This is a genomic window from Mycobacterium sp. NPDC050041, assembly GCF_049541695.1.
GTDB lineage: Bacteria > Actinomycetota > Actinomycetes > Mycobacteriales > Mycobacteriaceae > Mycobacterium.
Window position 1 is genome coordinate 1,010,937 of sequence record NZ_JBMVDG010000002.1, and the last position, 17,102, is coordinate 1,028,038.

At 67.2% G+C, this 17,102-nt stretch carries 17 protein-coding genes; 12 read left to right on the forward strand and 5 right to left on the reverse strand.

The window, feature by feature from the left end; genetic code table 11:
* The first annotated feature begins 22 nt into the window (after nt 1-22).
* The 3 genes from ACPCHZ_RS10310 (at nt 23) to ACPCHZ_RS10320 (ending at nt 3,072) form a co-directional block, all read left to right on the forward strand.
* On the forward strand, nt 23-1,417 hold the full coding sequence (locus ACPCHZ_RS10310) for a cystathionine beta-synthase (RefSeq protein WP_364974613.1): 1,395 nt from the start codon (nt 23-25) through the stop codon (nt 1,415-1,417).
* A 157-nt stretch (nt 1,418-1,574) separates the two neighbouring features.
* Nucleotides 1,575-2,240, forward strand: coding sequence for an RDD family protein (locus ACPCHZ_RS10315; protein ID WP_423484620.1), 666 nt, complete (start codon nt 1,575-1,577; stop codon nt 2,238-2,240).
* A 13-nt stretch (nt 2,241-2,253) separates the two neighbouring features.
* Nucleotides 2,254-3,072 (forward strand): RDD family protein, encoded by an 819-nt coding sequence (locus tag ACPCHZ_RS10320; RefSeq protein WP_423484621.1) that lies wholly within the window; start codon nt 2,254-2,256, stop codon nt 3,070-3,072.
* Between the two features lie 10 nt (nt 3,073-3,082).
* Here ACPCHZ_RS10320 and ACPCHZ_RS10325 read toward each other — a convergent pair whose 3' ends face one another.
* The gene (locus tag ACPCHZ_RS10325) at nt 3,083-4,249 is read right to left on the reverse strand and encodes an acyl-CoA dehydrogenase family protein (RefSeq protein WP_364974604.1); all 1,167 of its coding nucleotides are present in this window, start codon (nt 4,247-4,249) and stop codon (nt 3,083-3,085) included.
* 56 nt (nt 4,250-4,305) lie between these two features.
* Here ACPCHZ_RS10325 and ACPCHZ_RS10330 point away from each other — a divergent pair, with 56 nt between their 5' ends.
* Nucleotides 4,306-5,457, forward strand: coding sequence for a cystathionine gamma-synthase (locus tag ACPCHZ_RS10330; RefSeq protein ID WP_423484622.1), 1,152 nt, complete (start codon nt 4,306-4,308; stop codon nt 5,455-5,457).
* On the opposite strand, the gene ACPCHZ_RS10335 is transcribed toward ACPCHZ_RS10330, so the two are convergent.
* The 3 genes from ACPCHZ_RS10335 to ACPCHZ_RS10345 form a co-directional block, all read right to left on the reverse strand.
* Nucleotides 5,449-6,111, reverse strand: a complete 663-nt coding sequence (locus ACPCHZ_RS10335; protein ID WP_423484623.1) for a GOLPH3/VPS74 family protein — start codon at nt 6,109-6,111, stop codon at nt 5,449-5,451. The genes ACPCHZ_RS10330 and ACPCHZ_RS10335 overlap by 9 nt on opposite strands.
* 60 nt (nt 6,112-6,171) lie before the next feature.
* Complete coding sequence (gene greA / locus ACPCHZ_RS10340; protein ID WP_364974596.1) at nt 6,172-6,666, reverse strand: transcription elongation factor GreA; 495 nt, start codon at nt 6,664-6,666, stop codon at nt 6,172-6,174.
* Between the two features lie 232 nt (nt 6,667-6,898).
* Complete coding sequence (locus ACPCHZ_RS10345; protein WP_423484624.1) at nt 6,899-7,321, reverse strand: DUF4307 domain-containing protein; 423 nt, start codon at nt 7,319-7,321, stop codon at nt 6,899-6,901.
* 114 nt (nt 7,322-7,435) lie between these two features.
* On the opposite strand from ACPCHZ_RS10345, the gene mca reads away from it, so the two are divergent.
* From mca to ACPCHZ_RS10380, 7 genes are all read left to right on the forward strand, one after another.
* Nucleotides 7,436-8,308: a mycothiol conjugate amidase Mca gene (gene mca / locus ACPCHZ_RS10350; protein ID WP_423484625.1), complete on the forward strand. Its 873-nt coding sequence runs from the start codon at nt 7,436-7,438 to the stop codon at nt 8,306-8,308.
* Nucleotides 8,305-8,580 carry a hypothetical protein gene (locus ACPCHZ_RS10355; RefSeq protein WP_423484626.1) on the forward strand — a complete coding sequence of 92 codons (276 nt, stop codon included), beginning with the start codon at nt 8,305-8,307 and terminating at the stop codon, nt 8,578-8,580. Before mca ends, ACPCHZ_RS10355 begins: the two co-directional genes overlap by 4 nt.
* A 28-nt stretch (nt 8,581-8,608) precedes the next feature.
* The gene (locus ACPCHZ_RS10360) at nt 8,609-10,555 is read left to right on the forward strand and encodes a thioredoxin domain-containing protein (protein ID WP_423484627.1); all 1,947 of its coding nucleotides are present in this window, start codon (nt 8,609-8,611) and stop codon (nt 10,553-10,555) included.
* A 10-nt stretch (nt 10,556-10,565) separates the two neighbouring features.
* A complete protein-coding gene (locus ACPCHZ_RS10365) occupies nt 10,566-10,937 on the forward strand; it encodes a nuclear transport factor 2 family protein (RefSeq protein WP_423484628.1) in 372 nt (123 codons plus the stop codon).
* Nucleotides 10,938-11,176: 239 nt separating this feature from the next.
* The gene (locus tag ACPCHZ_RS10370) at nt 11,177-11,977 is read left to right on the forward strand and encodes a hypothetical protein (protein WP_423484629.1); all 801 of its coding nucleotides are present in this window, start codon (nt 11,177-11,179) and stop codon (nt 11,975-11,977) included.
* Nucleotides 11,978-12,008: 31 nt separating this feature from the next.
* Nucleotides 12,009-13,202: a hypothetical protein gene (locus ACPCHZ_RS10375; RefSeq protein WP_423484630.1), complete on the forward strand. Its 1,194-nt coding sequence runs from the start codon at nt 12,009-12,011 to the stop codon at nt 13,200-13,202.
* Between the two features lie 1,550 nt (nt 13,203-14,752).
* Nucleotides 14,753-15,472 carry a secretion protein EccK gene (locus tag ACPCHZ_RS10380; protein ID WP_423484631.1) on the forward strand — a complete coding sequence of 240 codons (720 nt, stop codon included), beginning with the start codon at nt 14,753-14,755 and terminating at the stop codon, nt 15,470-15,472.
* A 39-nt stretch (nt 15,473-15,511) separates the two neighbouring features.
* Here the strand turns inward: ACPCHZ_RS10380 and trhA are convergent, their stop codons facing one another.
* Nucleotides 15,512-16,249 carry a PAQR family membrane homeostasis protein TrhA gene (gene trhA, locus ACPCHZ_RS10385; protein ID WP_423484632.1) on the reverse strand — a complete coding sequence of 246 codons (738 nt, stop codon included), beginning with the start codon at nt 16,247-16,249 and terminating at the stop codon, nt 15,512-15,514.
* 55 nt (nt 16,250-16,304) lie between these two features.
* Here trhA and ACPCHZ_RS10390 point away from each other — a divergent pair, with 55 nt between their 5' ends.
* Nucleotides 16,305-17,096, forward strand: coding sequence for a (2Z,6E)-farnesyl diphosphate synthase (locus ACPCHZ_RS10390; protein WP_423484633.1), 792 nt, complete (start codon nt 16,305-16,307; stop codon nt 17,094-17,096).
* Nucleotides 17,097-17,102 lie beyond the last annotated feature (6 nt).

Genomic DNA, 17,102 nt, shown 5'->3' on the forward strand with positions numbered 1-17,102 from the left:
GCGAGCCTGACACGATGGAGTCATGCGCATCGCCCGGCACGTCAGTGAGCTCATCGGCAATACCCCTCTGGTACAGCTGAACTCCGTCGTCCCTCACGGCGCAGGCACCGTCGCCGCGAAGATCGAGTACCTCAACCCCGGCGGCAGCTCCAAGGACCGCATCGCGATCAAGATGATCGACGCCGCTGAGGCGAGCGGCGAGCTCAAGCCCGGCGGCACCATCGTCGAGCCCACCTCGGGCAACACCGGCGTCGGCCTGGCGCTCGTGGCGCAGCAGCGCGGTTACAAGTGCATCTTCGTCTGTCCCGACAAGGTCAGCGAGGACAAGCGAAACGTGTTGCGCGCATACGGCGCCGACGTCGTCGTCTGCCCGACGGCGGTGGCGCCCGATGACCCCGACAGCTACTACAGCGTGTCCAACCGGCTCACCACGGAGATCGACGGCGCCTGGAAGCCCGATCAGTACTCCAACCCGATGGGTCCGGAGTCGCACTACGAGACCACGGGCCCGGAGATCTGGGCCGACACCGACGGCAAGGTGACGCACTTCGTCGCCGGCGTCGGCACCGGTGGCACCATCACCGGCGCCGGCCGCTACCTCAAGGAGGTCTCCGGCGGGAAGGTGAAGATCATCGGCGCCGACCCGGAGGGCTCGGTGTACTCCGGCGGCACCGGCCGGCCCTACCTGGTCGAGGGCGTCGGTGAGGACTTCTGGCCGTCGGCCTACGACCCTGCGGTGCCCGACGAGATCATCGCCGTCTCCGACGCCGACTCCTTCGAGATGACCCGCCGGCTGGCCCGGGAAGAGGCGCTGCTGGTCGGGGGATCCTGTGGAATGGCGGCGGTCGCCGCGATCCGGGTCGCCGAGCAAGCGGGCCCCGATGCCCTCGTGGTGGTGCTGCTGCCCGACGGCGGCCGTGGCTACCTGTCCAAGATCTTCAACGACGCCTGGATGTCGTCCTACGGCTTTCTGCGCAGCAGGCTCGACGGATCGATCGAACAGTCGACGATCGGAGATGTGTTGCGCCGCAAGTCGGGTGCGCTTCCGGATCTGGTGCACACCCATCCGTCGGAGACCGTGCGCGACGCGATCGGCATCCTGCGCGAGTACGGCGTCTCGCAGATGCCGGTGGTCGGCGCCGAACCGCCGGTGATGGCGGGCGAGGTGGCAGGCAGCGTCTCCGAGCGCGAATTGCTGTCGGCGGTGTTCGAGGGTCGCGCAAAGCTCGCGGACGCAGTCGCCGATCACATGGGGCCGCCCCTCCCGCTGATCGGCGCCGGAGAACTCGTCAGCACGGCGGCCAAGACGTTGCGGGAATGCGACGCGGTGATGATCGTCGAGGACGGCAAGCCGATCGGCGTGCTGACGCGTCACGATCTGCTCGGTTTCCTGTCCGAAGGCAGCGGCCGCAGGTAGGCTTCGCCGCCCGGATCTCGAGCCCGGCAAACCGATACCCGGTGGCCGTGGCCTGCTATAGCAGCATCTTCAAGATCTTGCGAGAAACGCTGCTCAAAGCGACATCTCAGGTACTGTTAGCTCGCTTGTCGTCGGCTACCTCACCTGGAAGGTGTTCATGAGCGAACAACCGCCGCCGCCCACTGGAAACCTCCCTCCTCCGCCACCGCCGGGTGGAAACTACCCACCTCCACCGCCGCCGCAGGGCGGTGGCTATCCGCCTCCGCAGGGCGGGTCCGGCTATCCCTCGGCGCAGGGCTCGGTGCTGCCGCAGGAGGCCTACACGTCCTGGGGAACTCGCGTGCTGGCGTGGCTCATCGACTACGTGCCGGTGATCATCCTGACCGGAATCGGCTACGGGCTGCTGATGGGCACCCGGGAGACCGCGTGCATCACCGACAGTTCCGATTACCAGATGGGCGAGTTCTGCGCCGAAGGCGCGTCGACTCTCGGCCAGTTGTCCTTCGGCCTGTTCGGCGTCCTGCTGCCGCTGGCCTACGGGGTCTGGAACTACGGATACCGCCAGGGCACCACCGGGTCGAGCATCGGCAAGTCGGTGATGAAGTTCAAGGTGGTCAGCGAAAAGACATGGCAGCCCATCGGTTTCGGGCTGTCACTGGTTCGCGAGATCATCTACTGGGTGGCGTCGGCGGCGTGCGGCGTCGTCTGGCTCGTCGCCGTCCTCTTTCCGCTGTGGGACACCAAACGGCAATCTCTTGCTGACAAGATCATGACCACCGTATGCGTACCGCTCGACCACACGCCCGGCCAACCCACCTACTGATCCCGGAGGACAGATGAGCGACCAGACACCCGGCGACTACCCGCCGCCCCCTCAGAGCGGTGGCGGATACCCGCCCCCGCCCCCGCCGCAGGGTGGTGGCTACCCGCCGCCTCCGCAGCAGGGCGGATACCCGCCCCCGCCGCAGGGTGGTGGCTACCCGCCGCCACCGCCGCAGGGCGGATACCCGCCGCCCCCGCAAGGTGGTGGCTACCAAGGTCCGCAGGGCGGATTCGGTGGGCCACAGGGATATCCGGCACAGCATGGTCTAGGAGTCGGAGCCATGCCTGCGGAGGCCTACACCTCTTGGGGCACCCGCGTGCTCGCCTACCTGATCGATTACATTCCGCTGCTCATCCTGTTGGGCATCGGCTACGGCGTCGCCTTCGCCACCGCCGACAACAACTGCTACGGCGACACCTACGGCTACGGCGGCGGCTGCACATCCGAGTTCTCCGGCATCGGCTTCGCCCTGCTGGCCCTCACCTGGCTGGCCGGTATCGCCTACTGGATCTGGAACCTCGGCTACAAGCAGGGGACGACGGGCTCCAGCATCGGCAAGGGCAGGATGAAGTTCAAGATCGTGGGCGAAAGCACCGGTCAGCCTGTCGGATTCGGCATGTCGTTCCTGCGTGAGGTGCTGTACTGGGTGGCCTCTGCGGTCTGCGGCATCGTCTGGATCGTCGCCGTGCTGTTCCCGCTGTGGGATCAGAAGCGGCAGACGCTCGTCGACAAGATCCTGAACCACGTCGCGCTGCCGCTGTCGGGTCAGGAACTCAACCCGCAGCCGCTGCCGCCGCACGGCGGACAGCAGTACGGCGGACCTCAGCAGTAATCGAGACGGTTCATCGGAAGGCGCTGACGCCCGTCAGCGCCTCTCCGATGACCATCTGGTGCACCTCTGAGGTGCCCTCGTAGGTCAGCACCGACTCCAGGTTGTTGGCGTGCCGCAACACCGGATACTCCAGCGTGATCCCGTTGGCGCCCAGCAAGGTCCGGCACTGCCGGGCGATCTCGATGGCCTCCCGCACGTTGTTGAGCTTGCCGAAACTGATCTGCTCGGGCCGGATGCGGCCGGCGTCCTTGAGTCGACCCAGGTGCAGGGCCAGCAACTGCGCCTTGCCCAGTTCGACGGCCATGTCGGCGATCTTGACCTGGGTGATCTGGTAGCCGGCCAACGGCTTGTCGAACACCTCGCGGGTGCCGACGTAGTCGATCGCGGTCTGCAGACAGTCCCTGGCGGCGCCGACGCTGCCGAACACGATGCCGAAGCGGGCCTCCGACAGGCAGGCCAGCGGACCCGACAGCCCGCGCGCTCCTGGAAGCCGGGCGTCGTCGGGCAGGCGCACGTCGTCGAGACTCAGTTCCGAGGTGTTCGACGCCCGCAGCGAGAGCTTGTGCGACATTTTGCGCGCCGTGAATCCTTCGGTTCCGCCCGGCACGATGAACCCGAGGATGCCTTCCTCGGCGCGGGCCCAGACGATCGCGACGTCGGCCTCCGAGCCGTTGGTGATCCACATCTTCGAGCCGTTGAGGATCCAGTCGGAGCCGTCGCGGCGAGCGGTGGTGCGCATCCCGGACGGGTTGGACCCGAAGTCCGGTTCGGTCAGGCCGAAGCAGCCGATGGTGTCACCGGTGGCCATCCCGGGCAGCCACTGCTGGCGCTGCTCTTCGCTGCCGTGCCGGTGGATCGCGAACATGGCCAGCGAGCCCTGCACCGAGACCATGCTGCGCAGACCGCTGTCGACGGCCTCGAGCTCCTGGCACACGACGCCGTAGGCGGTGGCGCTGGACTCGCCGCAGCCGTAGCCCGTGAGGTGCATGCCGAGCAGGCCGAGCTTGCCGAACTCGGTGGCCAGCTCACGCACCGGCACCTCGCCGGCCTCGAACCACTCCGCGATGTGCGGGCGCAGCCGCTGTTCACCGAACTCACGCACGGTCTGCCGGATCGCCAGTTCTTCGGGTTCCAGCATCTGGTCGATGTCGAGCAGGTCGTCGATCCGAGTCGTCATGATCCATGTCTACACCCGCTTGCCGCGCGTGTGGACGGGGATAGGCTCGACGCGTTATGAGTGCACACAGCAAGTGGCAGGGCCTGGCCACGACGGCTATTCACGCCGTGCGGCCCGATGCCCGGACCGGCGCGGTCAACGTCCCCATCTACGCCAGCTCGACGTTCGCCCAGGACGGCGTCGGCGGCTTGAGAGAAGGCTTCGAGTACGCCCGGACCGGCAACCCGACCCGCGCGGCGCTGGAGGCGGCGCTGGCCGCGGTCGAGGGCGCGGCGTACGGGCGGGCCTTCAGTTCGGGGATGGCCGCCACCGACTGCGCGCTGCGGTCGCTGCTGAAGCCGGGTGACCACCTCGTCATCCCCGACGACGCCTATGGTGGCACCTTCCGGCTGATCGACAAGGTGTTCACCAAGTGGGGGATCAGCTACACCGCGGTGGCGCTGTCTGACCTCGACGCGGTGCGGGCGGCGGTGACGCCGCAGACCCGGGTGATCTGGGTGGAGACGCCGACCAACCCGCTGCTGTCGATCGCCGACATCGCGGGCATCGCGGAGCTGGCTTCCCCGTCGGGAGTGAAGGTGTTGGTGGACAACACGTTCGCCTCACCCGCACTGCAGCAGCCGCTGTCGCTGGGCGCCGACATCGTGCTGCACTCGACGACCAAGTACCTCGGCGGGCACTCCGACGTGGTGGGCGGCGCGCTGCTGACCAACGACCAGGAACTCGACACGGCGTTCGCGTTCCTGCAGAACGGCGCGGGCGGCGTGCCGGGGCCGTTCGACGCCTACCTGACGATCCGCGGCCTGCGGACACTGGTGCTGCGCATGCAGCGGCACAGCGAGAACGCCGCGCTGGTCGCGGAGTTCCTGGACAGCCACGCGGCGGTCGAGACCGTGCTCTACCCGGGGCTGCCCAGCCACCCCGGGCACGACGTCGCGGCCCGGCAGATGAGCGGATTCGGCGGGATGGTGTCACTGCGGATGCGCGGCGGCGCCCAGGCGGCGCGTGACTTGTGCGCGCGCACAGAGCTTTTCATCCTCGCCGAGTCGCTCGGAGGCGTGGAGTCGCTGATCGAGCACCCCGGCGCGATGACGCACGCGTCCACCGCCGGCTCACAGCTGGAGGTGCCCGACGATCTGGTGCGGCTGTCGGTCGGCATCGAGCATCCCGCCGACCTGCTGGCCGATCTGGAGCAGGCGCTAGGTTAACGCCGCCCGCAGTGCCGACGCGGTGACGGCCAAGTTCATCTCGGGCAGCTCCGAGGAGGACTCCTCGGTCCAGCTGCCCAGGGCGATCTCGCCGGCCCGGCCGTGCACCCAGCGCCAGCCGCGGTCATTGAGACTCAACAGGGCGCCGAGACCGTCGACGGCGTGCAGCAGGAAGATGATCGCCGCAGTGGCCGGCGCCGGTGCAGTGCGGTCGAACAACGCCGACAGCACCGCCGCCCTGGCATGGCCCACCCGGTCGCGATTGAGCAGCGGCCACGCGTAGGCGTGCCCGAACCTCTTGGCGGGCAACTCGACCCGACCGATCTGCCCGGTGCGGTGCAGGTATCCGGCGAGGTTGTCCTCGGTGTGCTTGCGCAGCTTGGCGACCACGGCCGTCGGGCGCATCGGCCGCTGCTGAAGCAGCCGGAAGGCAGGTTCGCCGACCGGATCGAGCGGCGCGTTGGACGTCAGTGCGATCAGCCGGCCCTCGTCCACCGCGTCGCCGGGCATGGTCGGCCGGATGTGGAAGGAATAAGCCAGATCGAGCAGGACGGCGGCCGTCAACACCCGCTCACGGCGCGCACGGTCGAGCCCCGGCTGACCGGACGCATTGTCCAGCAGCAGGAGAAAGAGGTCCTCGGCGATCTGCGCCACGGTCGGAGGGTAACCCGGTGCGCATGCGTGCCGCGCACCCGAGCGGATGCGCCGGCGGCGTCAGGAGTGGTAGGGCTCGGCCTTGACGAGGGTGACCTCGACGGTCTTCCCGCTCGGCACCGTGTAGGAGCGCGTCTCGCCCTCCTTGGCGTCGATCAGGGCGTTGCCCAGCGGCGACACCGGGGAGTACACCTCGAGCTTGCCGTCGTTGACGCCCTCCTGCCGGGTGGCGATCAGGAACGTCTCCTCGTCGGACTTGTTGCCGTCGTAGTAGACGGTGACGACCGAACCGGGCAGAGCGACGCCGGACTGCTTGGGGGCCTCGCCGACCTTGGCGTTGTTGAGCAGCTCCTGAAGCTGGCGGATGCGCGCCTCTTCCTGGCCCTGCTGGTCGCGTGCGGCGTGGTAGCCGCCGTTCTCGCGCAGGTCGCCCTCTTCGCGGCGGTCGTTGATCTCGGCCGCGATCACAGGTCGGTTGGCGATGAGCTGGTCAAGCTCGACCTTGAGCCGGTCATAGGACTCCTGGGTCAACCACGTGACCTGGGTGTCAGTCATGTCCTCGCGCTCCTGTCGTCGTTGTCTCGCGCTGTTCGCATACGAAGTTGTGGGTTCGCCGGGATTCACGACGCGTATCGCAGCGTTTCGCGGACTCGAGATTCCCCCCGCAAATGCAGCAATACACGGTCCCAGCGGGAACCGTGTACCGACCGAGCATACCACCGGCGCGACTCGCGGTTTTCACGAATTCGCTGGTTGGCGTTTGTTGCGGCGCCCGATCGGCGGTGCTCTAAGACGCCTTCAGGTAGGGCGGGACGTCGGTGCCGCAGCCGTAGACGTCGCCGACCGCAGGCGTGCGCGTCGACTTGACGATCGTCGTCACCTGCACCGTGGCCTGCGACGATGGCGGGATCAGCACCTCGCGGCGGCCGGTCTCGCCGCCGTCCTTGGCGCGGGCCCGCACGATGCAGACCGCGGGCAGCGACGGATCGGGGCGGGTGACGCCGATCGTCACCTCGACGGTTTCGTCGTCGATCAGCCGGTAGGCGCTGAGTTCGCCCTCGACGTCGTTGGATCCGAACCGGGCAAACGCCACCAGAGCCACGATCACGCCGACCACGATCGCCCCGGCCAACGCGGCGACGCCGAGCCAGCGGCGGTTGCGGCGCGGCGACCGCTGCCGCCCGTAGCGGTCGGCGGGACGTTCGATCATCTCGTTTTGGCAGCCCGTCGGTCGGAGAGAACAATTAGAACTGGAACTATAGGGCGACAAGAGTGATCGACACCGCGGCATAGGTTCGCCGGCGCCGTAGTTAGATGAGATGAGATGAGTGAACTGCGGTTGATGGCGGTGCATGCGCACCCCGACGACGAATCCAGCAAGGGCGCCGCCTCGATGGCGCGCTATGCGGACGAGGGCGCGCGCGTGCTTGTGGTCACCCTGACCGGCGGCGAGCGCGGCGACATCCTCAATCCCGCGATGGACCTGCCCGAGGTGCACGGCAGGATGGCTGAGATCCGGCGCGACGAGATGGCCCGCGCCGCGGAGATCCTCGGGGTCGAGCACCACTGGCTCGGGTTCGTCGACTCCGGCCTGCCAGAGGGTGACCCGCTGCCGCCGCTGCCCGAGGGCTGCTTCGCAGCGATCCCCCTGGACGGGCCCACCGAGGCGCTGACGAAGGTGATCCGCGAGTTCAAGCCGCACGTGATGACCACCTACGACGAGACCGGTGGCTATCCGCATCCGGATCACATCCGCTGCCATGAGGTGTCGGTCGCGGCGTACGAGGCGGCCGCGGACTACCGGCTGTTCCCCGATGCCGGCGCGCCGTGGGCCGTGTCGAAGCTGTACTACAACCACGGCTTCTTGCGGCAGCGGATGCAGCTGCTGCAGGACGAGTTCGCCAAGCGGGGGCTCGAGGGGCCGTTCGCCAAGTGGCTGGAGCACTGGGACGTCGACAAGGACATCTTCGCCGACCGGGTGACCACACGCGTCGAGTGCGCGAAGTACTTCCCGCTGCGCGACGACGCGCTGCGCGCCCACCAGACGCAGATCGACCCCACGAGTTTCTTCTTCGCGACTCCGATGGAGTGGCAGCAGGAGCTGTGGCCGACCGAGGAGTACGAATTGGCCCGCTCGCGCATCCCGGTCGATCTGCCGGAGACGGATCTGTTCGCCGGGATCGAGACGCAGCGATGACCGACACCCTGCTGCTGGCCGTGACCCTGCTGGCCCAAGACCAGCCACGAAATACCGGGCCGAACTTCGGCAAGGCCAGCCCGTTCGGCCTGCTCGTCGTGGTGCTGCTGCTGATCGGCACGTTCCTGCTGGTGTGGTCGATGAGCAAGCACCTCAAGCGGCTGCCGGAGTCCTTCGACCCCGAGCACCCCGAACCCGACCAGGCCGTCGACGAGGGCACCGTCGACCTCGGCCCGGAGGGTCAGCCGCGCACCCAGGAGCCTCCCGGTTAACCGCCTCGCCGACGCGACCAGCCCGTATTTGCGCCAGCACGCCGACAACCCGGTGCACTGGCGGGAATGGACGGAGGACGCGCTGGCGGAGGCGGCCGAGCGGGACGTGCCGATCCTGCTGTCGATCGGTTACGCGGCCTGCCACTGGTGCCATGTGATGGCGCACGAGTCGTTCGAGGACGACGAGGTGGCCGCCGCGATGAACGACGGTTATGTCTGCATCAAGGTCGACCGGGAGGAACGGCCCGACCTCGACGCGGTCTACATGAACGCCACTGTCGCCCTGACCGGTCAGGGCGGCTGGCCGATGACGTGTTTCCTCACCCCGGACGGCAGACCGTTCTTCTGCGGCACGTACTACCCGAAGGCCGGCTTCCTCGAGCTGCTTGCGGCGGTCGGCGAGACGTGGCGGACGCGGCGCGCCGAGGTGGAGGAGGCATCCGACCACATCAAGGGGGAACTGCGGTCGAGGGCGGCGGGACTGCCGGGCGGTGGACCCGCGGTGGAGGCGGCGCTGTGCGACGCGGCGGCCGAGGCGGTGCTGGCGGACTTCGATGCGGTGCGCGGCGGCTTCGGCGGTGCACCGAAGTTCCCGCCGTCGGCGTTGTTGGAGGCGCTGCTGCGGCATCACGAACGCACGGGGTCAGCCGAGGCGCTGGCCGCGGTGGAGCGGACGTGTGAGGCGATGGCCCGCGGTGGCATCTGTGACCAGTTGAGCGGCGGCTTCGCGCGGTACAGCGTCGATGCCGAGTGGGTGGTGCCGCACTTCGAGAAGATGTTGTACGACAACGCGTTGCTGCTGCGGCTGTATGCGCACGTGGCCCGTCGGACCGGTTCGGCACTGGCCGTCCGGGTCAGTGCGGAGACGGCACGTTTTCTGATCGACGCGCTGGATGACGGCGGAATGTTCACGTCGTCATTGGATGCGGACACCGACGGCGTCGAGGGGCTGACGTACGTGTGGACGCCGGCGCAGTTGGCCGAGGCGCTCGGCCCCGAGGACGGGGCGTGGGCGGCCGACGTTCTGGGCGTGACGGCCGCCGGGACGTTCGAGCACGGCGCGTCGGTGCTGCAGTTGCTCCGCGATCCGGACGACGTCGAGCGATTTGCACGGGTGCGGGCGGCGCTGGCGGCTGTGCGCTCGGAGCGGCCGCAGCCCGGCCGCGACGACAAGGTGGTCACCGCCTGGAACGGGTTGGCGATCACGGCGCTGGCGGAGGCCTCGGTGGCCCTGGAGCGTTCGGATCTCCTAGACGCGGCGGTGCAGTGCGCCTCGCGTCTGGTGGACCTGCATGTGGTGGACGGTCGGCTGCGTCGGGCCAGCCTGGGCGGCCGGGTGGGGGAGAGTGCGGCGATCCTCGAGGACCACGCGATGCTCGCGACGGGTCTGCTGACGCTGTACACGGTGACGGGGGAGTCGTCGTGGTTGCGGGAGGCCGAGCGGCTGTTGGACGTGGCGATCGAGCATTTCGCGGATGCGGAGGTCCCCGGCCGGTGGTTCGACACGGCCGACGACGCGGAGAAGCTGATGGTGCGTCCGTCGGACCCGATGGACGGGGCGACGCCATCGGGTGCGTCGTCGATGGCGGAGGCGCTGCAGTTGGCGGCGCATCTGACGGGTTCGTCGTCGTACCTGGAGGCGGCTTCGGAAACCTTGGCGTCGGCGACGCCGATCTTGGCGAAGGCGCCGCGGGCCGGCGGGCACTGGCTGTCGGTCGCGGAGGCGGCGGTGCGCGGGCCGATCCAGATCGCGGTGGCGTGCGATCCGGCGTCGTCGGAGCTGTTGCGTGCCGCGCGCAAGATCGCACCGGGCGGCGCGGTGGTGGTCGGCGGGCCTGCGGATTCGTCGGAGTTGCTGGCGGGACGGGGCAGGGTGCACGACGCCGATGCGGCGTACGTGTGTCGGGGGCAGGTGTGCGATCTGCCGGTCACGACGACCGCGGAATTGGCTGTTGCGCTGGGTGTTCCCGTGTAGCTTCGAGCCCATGTCGAGTGCCGAGCACATCACCGAAATCGTCAACCTCTACCTCGAATTGGTGGCCAAGGGCAACGCCGACGCCGTGGCGGAGCTGTACGCGGACGACGCGACGGTGGAGGACCCGGTGGGCGGCGAGGTGCACATCGGCAGGCAGGCGATCCGCGGGTTCTACGGTGCGGTCGAGGGTGTGAAGGCCGAGGCCGAGCTGCTGACGCTGCGAGTGGCCGGCCATGAGGCAGCGTTCCATTTCCGGCTGACGCTGGACTTCGGCGAGACGCAGATGCAGGTGGACCCGATCGACGTGATGGTGTTCAACGACGAGGGCAAGATCCAGGCCATGAAGGCGTACTGGACGCAGGAGCACATGAAGCAGCTCTAGCGTTTCGGGCGGTGTGGTGCCGCTGGGGCGCGTGTGGCGCCGAAATTGCCGACCTTGAGGGCTGATCAGCTCCGGTAGCATTTGCTATCGAACTGGTGAAGGGCTGGTCATGCGCGATTTTGCGTCGGCCGTGGCCTATTCGCGCGACGGCGATGGGAGGCGTCTGACCGTGTCAGCGAAGCGTTCGGTGTCGACAGGCGTGGCGTCGGTCAGTCGCGGACTGAAGGCGAGGGCTAGCGGTGTCCGGTGAGCTCAGGGTCAACCCGGGGGAGCTGAGGAACGGGGCCACCGGACTGGAAAGCGCCGCGGACGGCATCCCGGATCCGCTGCCGCAGTTCAGTGGTGGCGGAAGCGATGCGCTGTCGACTGCGGCGACCAGTTATGTCCAAGGCTTCGAAGCACCCATTGCGGAGAATCTGCCGCGCACCAAGGAGGAGGCGCGTACGGCCGCGCAGAACATCCTCAGGGCCGCAGGCCTGTACGAGCAGGCGGACCAGCTGGGCGCCGAAGGCGTGCAACAGGCGTCGTCGGGGACCGCCTCGGGTGGTTCATCGCCGGCGGGCGGTGACGCGTCAGGCCAGCTCAGTCAGATGATGAGCATGCCGATGCAGATGGCGCAGATGGCCGGCCAGATGGGTGCGCAGATGGCGCAGATGGCCGCGTCGATCCCCCAGGGAATTGCGCAGGGCGTCTCGCAAGGCATGCAGCAGATCAGTCAGCTCGCCGGTGCAGGCGGCAAGGGCGGCGGCGACCTCGGCGAGGCGGGCAAGCTGCCCGGCGCGGACGGTGCGGCACCCGGTGACGAGCGGTCCGAGGATGAGCGCCGGGGCGAGCGCGACGAGGACAAAGAGAAAGACGAGAAGAAGGATTCGCAGGCCGGTGCGGCTGGGGACCCGGGCGCGGAAAAGGCCCCGGTGGGGACGCCGCAACCCGGTCCCGGGCAGGGCGCGCCGCAGCAGGGTGCCGTGCCCGAGGCGGCTCCGCCGCCCAAACCGGCGCCGACCCGCCCGGCGGGCTCGGATGCTCCAATAATCGTGTGACCGTGATGCCGATCGACGAGAAGGTGTGCCGATGACGTTGCCTCCCCCGCCGGATCCGTACGGTTCGCAGCCGCCGCAAGGTGGAGGTCAGCCGGGCGGTGGGGTGCCACCGCAGTGGGGGAGTCAGCAGGGCGGGGTGCCACCGCAAGGGTTTGGCGGCTACGGCCCGCCGCCGCAGGGGCAGTGGGGACCGCAGCAGCAGTGGCCGAGCGGCCCGGGTGGCCAGCCGCCGAAGAGCGGCAAGGGGAAGTGGATTCTCGGAGGTATCGCAGTCGTGTTGGCGATCGCTCTGGCGGTGGTCATCACGGTGCTCGTTGTGCGTCCCGCCGACGGGGGTGGCGGGAATGGTGACCCGACGCAGCAGAACGGCGACTCGGAGTTCGCGAGCGCTGATGACACCGGGCCGGTGAACATCATCACGGAAGACCCGACGTGTGGTGCTTGGGTAAAGATTGCTCAGACGGTTGCTGATGGGGCAAAGGCGGTGAATTGGGCTGATCGGGATCAGTCAATACCGGCTACAAGCTGGACGGCGGAACAGAAGTCGATGTACGACTCGATGGGCCCCGTTATGACGCGAGCCGCTGATCAAACGCTTGAGCTGTCGACGCGAACTCCTCATCGAGTGATGCGAGAGCTCTATCAGCAATATATCGCCTATTCAGGACTGTTCGTTGAGAAGATTCCCTCGTACATTGCGCAGGATGGAAATGTCGCGGTAGTCGCAGATACGATTGCCAACGCGCTGTCGAACATCTGCTCAGCGATCGATTTTGGGAGCGCACCGGCGGTCGCGCCGTTAGTGCCGGACCCGAAAGTTCCGTCAGGGACCGTGGGGCCTTCGCTTGACGAGAATCCGCCCGTGATGCTGGCTACGAGATCGACCGCTTGTGAAAAGTGGGAGGCTGCTGGCGAGCGCTTCAATACTGATACCGAAAATTGGCGTCAAATTGATCCAAGCATTCCAGCCGCCAACTGGTCGCCTGAGCAACGCGCGGCGAACGAAGCGGTCGGTCCCATCATGTCGACGAACGCGGACGAGCTCGATAGCCTCGCCCGGCAGTTCGCGAATCCGGCAGCGGAAGATATAGCCGTTCTGGCTGCTCAGTATCGACGGGGATTTGTCGCTGCGCTACCCACCTATACGTCGGCTGACAACTTTCTGTCCCAGACAGCAGCGCGATTGGTGAGAACCATTAACTGGGCATGCAAGGCCGCAAAGTGATTGGCGGCGGAGTGGCGCGTTCGAACGGTGAGAAGCCGCCCGGAGACTACGCCGAAGCCATGACGAGCGGTGGGGCTTGGCCCGACACTGACGAATCTGCCTACACGAACCGCGCCGCAGAACTCAAGGCAGAGTTAGTCAAGGTTGATGCAGCCCTAACGAAGTGGGGTGGTTCCGAGGCGCTCATTTTCAATGGCAGCTACGTGTGGTCGGGGACGAGCGCAACGACCGCGAGCGACGTCGTGGCCAGAGTAACTCAAGGTCTCAAAAGCCGGAAGTCAGAACTCGAAGCCGCCATCAGCTCTTGTGAAAACGCCGCAAGAACTGTTTCCGAGGCAAAAGATGCAATCTGGGACGCTGTCGAAATCGGCCATCGCGACATCACGACGGTGATAAACAACGCTGCCGAAGACGAAGCGGATCCAACTGAGGCGATCAACGCGATTGTCAACCGGACATGGTCCGCGAATATGGGCACCGTTGACAACGCCGCGGTCAGCCTTGGGGGCGACCCTGCCCCGCCTGGCAGTCCGCCTTTTCCGGCGGAGTCTCCGTCAACTGAATCGGACCCTGTTCCTGGCCAAGACACAGGAGGGCCAGCCGACACTTTGCTTTCGACCGCTCTCGCTCGCGACTCAGACACTGGTTCAGACACCTCGGTCACTGGGCCGGAGACAGATTTCGTAGTGCAGCCCGCCGGTTTCGAAGAAGTCGTAAACGATGTTGATGGTGACGTCACGACTGAGGCGCCGCCCCCGACCCCTGCACCTAACGAGTCGCATGTAAACCCCGCAGTCCTCGATGACACGGGGGGCGATGTCGCCGTAGTAGATCCGCAAGTGGTGGTCACGGGCCCTGGCGTGGGCACCGGCCCTGCTCCTGGTACGGCAAAGCCGCCTAACGCCATCGCGACAACTTCGACGGGCGCTGCTCCAGTCAGCGGCTCGGCAGGGCCCATAGGCGGCTCAACAAGTTTGAGTGGTTCTCCCGGCGGCGGTTCCACGAGCGCTCCGCTGGGCGACATGCCGCTTGGATCCGGATCAGACGCATCTCCCACTGACTCACCCCTTACCAACGCAAGCCAAGCCGGCCACACGCCGACGAATCCCGTCGAAGCGTTCATGCAGGGATACGCAGAGGCTGAGCCTTCGATGAACCCAGCGTCGGCGGGCAGTTCGCCAACCGCGCCGGGCGCTCAGGCCGCACCCGTTGCGCCGGATCCGACGAACACCTCAACCCAAGCTGCTGTACACAACCCGTCGGCCAGCCAGCCGAGCAACGTTGCGCCCGTTAATCAGTCGGCACCTGCCGCGCCTTTGAACGCTGGCTCGCCGATGCCTGGTGGCGGTATGGGCGGTATGCCGCTCGCGCCACCTCCTACAGTCTCGCCCGCTGCGCCGCCGCCGATGGCTCCGCCACCCGTAGCGCCGGCACCTGCACCATCGTCTGGAGCCGCGGCTGCCGCGCCCATCCCGGTGTCGACAGCTCGGCGCGAACGCGATGCCATTGCAGCGGCCAGTCGCCGCGGCAGCGACCCCTCCCAAGGCGCGATGCGAATCGCTGCTGCGCTCAACGCGATTCCGACACAAGACTTCGGCTTCTACTGGGTGACGGCACTGACGGTCGACGGGACGGTCGTGGTGGCGAACAGCTACGGGATCGGCTACATCCCCGAGGGCGTCAACCTGCCCGACCAGGTGAAGATGGCCAGCGCTGACGAGTCGATCCCGGCCGTGGATCGCGGCAAGTGGGCGACCTATCCGATGTTGACCCTCAAGGGTTGGGCAGAGCAGCACAGCACGACTCTGCGGATGGTCATCGCGACAGAGTCACAGTTCCAGGGCTTCGACCCCGGTGCGGCGAAGATGATTCTCCAACCCGACGACATCCCCGAGAACGGACAGATGCAGGGCCGCTCGCGCCTTGAGGTGATTGCGCCTCAAGCGGCGGCGCAGTTGGCGGCGGTCAGCGACGCAGACCTTCCTGAGTTGTTGCCCGTCGCGCCAGCCGACGGGACACCTCCGGCCGACGAGACGTTCCAGAAGTGGTTCAACGTGATGAAGCCGATGATGAGCCAATCCGACGAGCGCGGGCAGTTCCACCTGAAGGCCTTCATCGAGTACGCGAATTACGCACAGGAAAAGGCCTTATACGCGGCGCACACAGCCGGTGACGCCACAACATTGCGCGCCGCCATCGCGGACTGGATTTATTGGCAGCACCTCGGTGTGCTTACCTCGGATGCGTTGTCAGAGCTTCAACCCTCGTGACCCGGCGCCCTACAGGTTGCGCAAGACGCTAGCCACTCCCTAAAAGACCGCGAACCACATCGCGATGTAATGGCAGATCGCCGCAACGGCCGTGCACGCATGGAAGAACTCGTGATGCCCGAACGTCGTCGGCCACGGGTTCGGCCACTTCACCGCGTAGAGCACCCCACCGATTGAATACAGCGCACCGCCGACGATCAGCAGCACCACCGCCGCCACCCCCGCGCCGTCCATGATCGGCCCGATGAACCACGCCGCCACCCAGCCCAAGAGGATGTACAGCGGAACCCCGACCCACGCCGGCGCCGACGGCCAGAACATCTTCAAGAGCACCCCGGCCAGCGCCCCGCCCCACACGATCGCCAGCAGCACCACGCCACTGCGCTCGGGCAGCGCCAGCATTGCGAACGGCGTGTAACTGCCCGCGATGAAGATGAAGATCATCGAATGGTCGGCCCGCTTCATCCATTTGCGAGCCGACGGCGACGTCCAGTTCACCCGGTGATAGGTCCCACTCACCGCGAACATCGCCACGATCGTGGACGTGTAGATCAGCGTCGCGATCCCGGCCCGCTGCGACTCCACGGACCACGACACCGATACCAGCGCCGCTCCGGCGATGAGCGCCACGATCGCCGAGTACACATGGATCCACCCGCGCGCCCTCGGTTTCCCGAAGAACTGCGCGACCTGATCGACGACAGCCTCAGGGAAGTCCTCCGCGTACACCCGCGGCGGCTGTTGCTGGGCTTCGTCAGCGGTATCGATCTGAGCCATCTCACCTCCACCAATGCCATTGGAGTACCCGAACGTCACAGTAGTCTTGATCGTCGTGGACATCATTCCCCCGCGTCTCAAGGAGCCGGCCTACCGGGTCTACGAGATGCGGTTGCGCCAGGAGCTGGCGCGGTCCAAATCCCAACTGCCCCGCCACATCGCCGTTCTGTGCGACGGCAACCGCCGCTGGGCCCGTGACGAGGGTCACGACGACGTCAGCTACGGCTACCGCATGGGCGCCGCCAAGATCGCCGAGATGCTGCGCTGGTGCCAGGCCGCGGGCATCGAGATGACAACGGTCTACCTCCTCTCCACCGAGAACCTCCAGCGCGATCCCGACGAACTCGACGAGCTCATCGGGATCATCACCGACGTCGTCGAAGAGATCTGCGCCCCCGCCAACAAGTGGAGCGTCCGCACCGTCGGCGACCTCGAACTGCTCGGCGACGACGCCGCCCGCCGCCTGCGCGACGCCGTCGAATCCACCAACGGCAACGGCAGCGGCTTCCACGTCAACGTCGCCGTCGCCTACGGCGGCCGCCAGGAGATCGTCGACGCCGTCCGCGCCCTGCTCGGCAAGGCACTCGCCAACGGCGCCCACGGCGAACAACTCGTCGAAGCCGTCACCGCCGACGCCATCTCCGAGAACCTCTACACCTCCGGTCAGCCCGACCCCGACCTCGTCATCCGCACCTCCGGCGAACAGCGGCTCTCCGGCTTCCTGCTCTGGCAGAGCGCCTACTCCGAGATGTGGTTCACCGAGGCCTACTGGCCGGCCTTCCGCCGCGTCGACTTCCTGCGCGCCCTGCGCGACTACACCCAGCGTCACCGCCGCTACGGCAAGTAACCCGGC

What these genes read in the sequence shown, in the direction of transcription:
- ACPCHZ_RS10310 (WP_364974613.1), top strand. Translation starts at nt 23, where the DNA reads ATGCGCATCGCCCGGCACGTCAGTGAGCTCATCGGCAATACCCCTCTG.
- ACPCHZ_RS10315 (WP_423484620.1), top strand. Translation starts at nt 1,575, where the DNA reads ATGAGCGAACAACCGCCGCCGCCCACTGGAAACCTCCCTCCTCCGCCA.
- ACPCHZ_RS10320 (WP_423484621.1), top strand. Translation starts at nt 2,254, where the DNA reads ATGAGCGACCAGACACCCGGCGACTACCCGCCGCCCCCTCAGAGCGGT.
- ACPCHZ_RS10325 (WP_364974604.1), bottom strand. Translation starts at nt 4,249, where the DNA reads ATGACGACTCGGATCGACGACCTGCTCGACATCGACCAGATGCTGGAA.
- ACPCHZ_RS10330 (WP_423484622.1), top strand. Translation starts at nt 4,306, where the DNA reads ATGAGTGCACACAGCAAGTGGCAGGGCCTGGCCACGACGGCTATTCAC.
- greA (WP_364974596.1), bottom strand. Translation starts at nt 6,666, where the DNA reads ATGACTGACACCCAGGTCACGTGGTTGACCCAGGAGTCCTATGACCGG.
- ACPCHZ_RS10345 (WP_423484624.1), bottom strand. Translation starts at nt 7,321, where the DNA reads ATGATCGAACGTCCCGCCGACCGCTACGGGCGGCAGCGGTCGCCGCGC.
- mca (WP_423484625.1), top strand. Translation starts at nt 7,436, where the DNA reads ATGAGTGAACTGCGGTTGATGGCGGTGCATGCGCACCCCGACGACGAA.
- ACPCHZ_RS10355 (WP_423484626.1), top strand. Translation starts at nt 8,305, where the DNA reads ATGACCGACACCCTGCTGCTGGCCGTGACCCTGCTGGCCCAAGACCAG.
- ACPCHZ_RS10365 (WP_423484628.1), top strand. Translation starts at nt 10,566, where the DNA reads ATGTCGAGTGCCGAGCACATCACCGAAATCGTCAACCTCTACCTCGAA.
- ACPCHZ_RS10375 (WP_423484630.1), top strand. Translation starts at nt 12,009, where the DNA reads ATGACGTTGCCTCCCCCGCCGGATCCGTACGGTTCGCAGCCGCCGCAA.
- ACPCHZ_RS10380 (WP_423484631.1), top strand. Translation starts at nt 14,753, where the DNA reads ATGCGAATCGCTGCTGCGCTCAACGCGATTCCGACACAAGACTTCGGC.
- trhA (WP_423484632.1), bottom strand. Translation starts at nt 16,249, where the DNA reads ATGGCTCAGATCGATACCGCTGACGAAGCCCAGCAACAGCCGCCGCGG.